At 42.4% G+C, this 3582-nt stretch carries 3 protein-coding genes; 2 read left to right on the top strand and 1 reads right to left on the bottom strand.

The window, feature by feature from the left end; all coding sequences use genetic code 11:
- The first annotated feature begins 32 nt into the window (after positions 1–32).
- Entirely contained in the window at positions 33–887 is an 855-nt protein-coding gene (locus ACNQ0W_RS24760; RefSeq protein ID WP_000970401.1) for a hypothetical protein, read from the top strand.
- 8 nt (positions 888–895) lie between these two features.
- Here ACNQ0W_RS24760 and ACNQ0W_RS24755 read toward each other — a convergent pair whose 3' ends face one another.
- The gene (locus ACNQ0W_RS24755; protein WP_001121574.1) at positions 896–1708 is read right to left on the bottom strand and encodes a DNA adenine methylase; all 813 of its coding nucleotides are present in this window, start codon (positions 1706–1708) and stop codon (positions 896–898) included.
- Positions 1709–2077: 369 nt separating this feature from the next.
- Between ACNQ0W_RS24755 and ACNQ0W_RS24750 the strand changes: the two genes are divergently transcribed.
- Positions 2078–3241, top strand: coding sequence for a hypothetical protein (locus tag ACNQ0W_RS24750; protein ID WP_000114860.1), 1164 nt, complete (start codon positions 2078–2080; stop codon positions 3239–3241).
- Positions 3242–3582: the final 341 nt, after the last annotated feature.

Here is a 3582-nt window from a genome sequence, read left to right as displayed (position 1 = left end):
TACCAATACCATACAGTTAAGGCTAAAAGGTGATGATGGAGATGGACTTTAAAATGCACAATGATCTGGGTCTCGGTTTCATTTGTAAAAATGCAAGAACATCGTCAAAGCCAACGTTAAGAAAAGTTACTTTTCCGGTAAGCGCATATGAAACGTCTAAGCTTTCTTTAACCGGTTTTCAATGCCCCACAGCCTGCCGATTTCCTTTTTTTGTGCTATGCATGATAATCCATAACCATCTTTCGTCTGCATGCCCTATCAACCAAAATGAATGTTCAAATCATATATCGCAATTTTCTATCGACATTAAAGTACAAGATTGGCTTAGCCGTTCAAGAGTAGCGTTTATTGATTTCCATAATCTAAGAAATACAGATAAAACCACATTAATAACAGTGGAACATCTTGAAGCTTTACTTACTGTTATGTCAACTACTCTTGTCGCTTACGCTCCATATTCAAAAAAGAGACTTAACTTTAGCTTTCTAAATTCATTTACTTTGTCTAAAACTTCTCAAAGTTACACATTAACTTTCCCGGTAGTTCTCAGTCCGCTTTTAGATGCTCTTGGCGGTTTCATTCAGGAATGCATAACCGAAAAATTGTTAAAACGACGAAATTCGAATTTCATGGTTTACGAGTATCTTAAACGTTCAGGCCAGAGCTCTCATAAAGTGGAGGACATTAATAACGACTTACAGCTTAAAACTCTAAATATAAGACTTATGAGCGTCCTTACTGGGCTTTCTCAGCAAGGACTCATTTCATTTATTTGCGAAGGAAAGAGGGGCGACCGGAGAATAGAAGAGCTTCAGTTTATACCTTATGTTCAACGAACTCACCCTGAGGTATTAACTTTTCAGGAATGGATTAGCCCCGTTGATTAGAATTAACTCTATTTCAGCACGGCCAGTATTTCTGTTTCCGTTTTCCGTGTATTTGGCTTACTTCCTACGGATCGGTAAGCGCTGAGTCTGTGTATGACGAATCCACGCTCTTCATAGAGGCCCAAAGTGAATGGTGTCAGGCTATTTGATATCGCAACAGCAGCGCCTTTTCTGTGAGCGTCAACGAGCATATTTGCTAACAGCACGTGGTCGCTTTGGCTGAACGGTTTACCATCGTAACTGACAAAACTAGTTTTGCTTGTTTTGTCATATGGCGGATCACAATAAATCTGATCTCCTTCGCCGGTTGCGGCCAGAGTCTCCTCAAAACCAGCGGTGATCAGTTCAATACCTGAAAGACGAAATGAAAGGTAGTCTATTTTATTGAAGTCAAGCTTCAGTTCTGTATGTTTCCCCCAGGGCACTGAATAGATTCTTTCTGAGTTATAGCGGCACATACCGTTATAGCCCAGGCGATTCAGGGAGTAAAACAAAGCCGCTCTTTGAAGCGGTTGACCAGAAATACAGGTTTTGTTGAAACGGTCCCTCATCTCATAGTAGTCCTTTTCGACAAAGGTTTTATCCGCTAGGTTTTGGACCTGATTTATAAAGTTAGTTTTCTGTCTTTGAATAGTCCTGTATAGGTTGATCAAGTCTGGATTGCTATCTGCAAGCAATGCATTTTGTGCAAACATGTTCAGAAAAACGGCACCACCGCCTATAAAGGGTTCTACCCACCGGCAACTATGATCGTGTGGGTAGTGATGGCTGATGAAAGGCATCAGTTTCGTTTTTCCACCAGCCCATTTGATTATCGGCATGTGTCTGAGATGTCGAGTCAAAGTGTCTATACCTGAGAGAGAAATTTAGGTGCTGGTATCGTACCTAACCACGGGCTTTAACTAATAACTTAGGGAGCAAAAAAAAGTTGTTTAAGACGCACAGTTTTGACTTTCAGCATTGCGGATTTATAAGATTTTTCCTCACTGATACCTGAACTTTATGTTTTGGATTTATGTCTTTGTTTATGAAGCGATTTTGATGCCATCACAAGAAATGGGGAGCCCTCTTTTTTTGTGAAAAATCAGAATAGGCTCAAAAAGTACCTTTTTTGCGAAAAATTATGGATTTTTTTTTCGGTAGTATCCCCGCTACGCAGAAAGTAAGCAGAAAAATGTAACGGAGCCCCTATGAGTGTTTTACTGACAGAACCTACACAGCAAGCTAATGACAAGGTCTTTAAAACGGCCCATGTTGCCTTTTCAGTAGTTACTGGCACAGGTCGTTACGTCACTGGGCTTAAACAGTTCCGTGATGCAAACCCTGAACTTTGTACTGAAGTAAGTGACCAGAAAGCATGGGCTATCCACCCTTCAGTAATTCAGGTCACGCCAGGCTTCAACTCCCGCGAAATGGGAATGGGTGACGATTACTATAAGCTCCCTGAGGTTGAAGAACACATCTACAACATCAAGAATGCCTACATTCGAGGTGACTATGTAGACCCTATCCGAGTACGTGTCATTGATGGGGTACCTTTTGTTCGCCAGGGGCACTGCCGTTTAAAAGCCGCAATGATGGCATGTGATGAAGATCATGACATCACAATCCTTTGCGTTGAGATTAAAGAAGATGAAATTGGCTGTGAGCTCGCGACCATTGATGGTAACCGTGGTCTTGCGCTTTCTCCTGTTGCGCTTGGCGAGTCCTATCGTCGCCTACATTCTCTTGCTGGCTGGTCACTCGAACGAATTGCTCAACGTGAAAATAAAAGCCCGACGACCATCAGTTCTCTTATCCGCCTGACAACCTGTTCTGTTGTTATCAAGAAATGGATTCATGCTGACGCTATTTCGTATGTTAACGTGCTTTCACTGATCGATGAGCTCGGTGAAACAGAAGCAATTTCACGTATCAAGAAGATGATCGCGGAACTTGAGCAGGCCGATGCGAATGGCATCACGGTGAAAAAAACCCAACATGGTCAGGTACGAGTCAGACCTTCAGACTTCAAGCCAGCACGGATTCCGCCGGTTATTGCCACAAAAGCCGTAGAAGGCGTCAAACTCATCACCACCAGCTTATTACAGAAACTGGGGGATATTGAATTGCCGGAGATGACAGATTCAAGTGCTGACGAAGAAATCAACATTACGTTGAACCGCAGTACTCTGGAGATGCTGAGAAATCTTTCAAAAGAGATCACAGAATCAGAGAACAAGCAGCTTCGCCGTGCGGAGAATCGTCAGGCAAAACTTAATGGTGAGAAGCCAAAATACCCACGTAAAAAAAATGCTAAGAAGGCAGGGGAAGAGACCGATCAGGATACTGACCCACAGCCGGACGCAGAATAATTTACTTTTGGCAAAGTGTTGGTTTTGTCAGAGTCATTAAGGATTCAGGCTTTTTGCCCGCCTTTTTTAAACCTCCATGTATCGTTCTTGCCCCGTTTATGCGGGGCTTTTTTTTTGCTTCTTTCTATGAGTTGACATCTTTAAGTTTTATTCAGAGACATAAAAAACTTTTTCGTGTCACTGAACCTATTAGGTTACAGAGCGACGTTGCTATCCTGGTAAAAGTTTTTTCTAAAGGACCGGTGACCTGCTCCCCGTTGATTAGTACACCCCGATGTTAGTAATGTCTTCATAAGCCACATGAGGACATCCCCATGAAGAAGCGTTTTTCCGACGAACAG

Source organism: Enterobacter cloacae complex sp. 6730903, from assembly GCF_048283985.1.
Lineage (GTDB): Bacteria > Pseudomonadota > Gammaproteobacteria > Enterobacterales > Enterobacteriaceae > Enterobacter > Enterobacter hormaechei_C.
Note: the sequence above shows the minus strand (reverse complement) of the source record. Positions and strands in the feature narration are given on the sequence as shown.

Bases quoted from the DNA above. Each gene is read 5' to 3' on its own strand.
- ACNQ0W_RS24760 (WP_000970401.1), top strand. From the start codon at position 33: ATGATGGAGATGGACTTTAAAATGCACAATGATCTGGGTCTCGGTTTC.
- ACNQ0W_RS24755 (WP_001121574.1), bottom strand. From the start codon at position 1,708: ATGCCGATAATCAAATGGGCTGGTGGAAAAACGAAACTGATGCCTTTC.
- ACNQ0W_RS24750 (WP_000114860.1), top strand. From the start codon at position 2,078: ATGAGTGTTTTACTGACAGAACCTACACAGCAAGCTAATGACAAGGTC.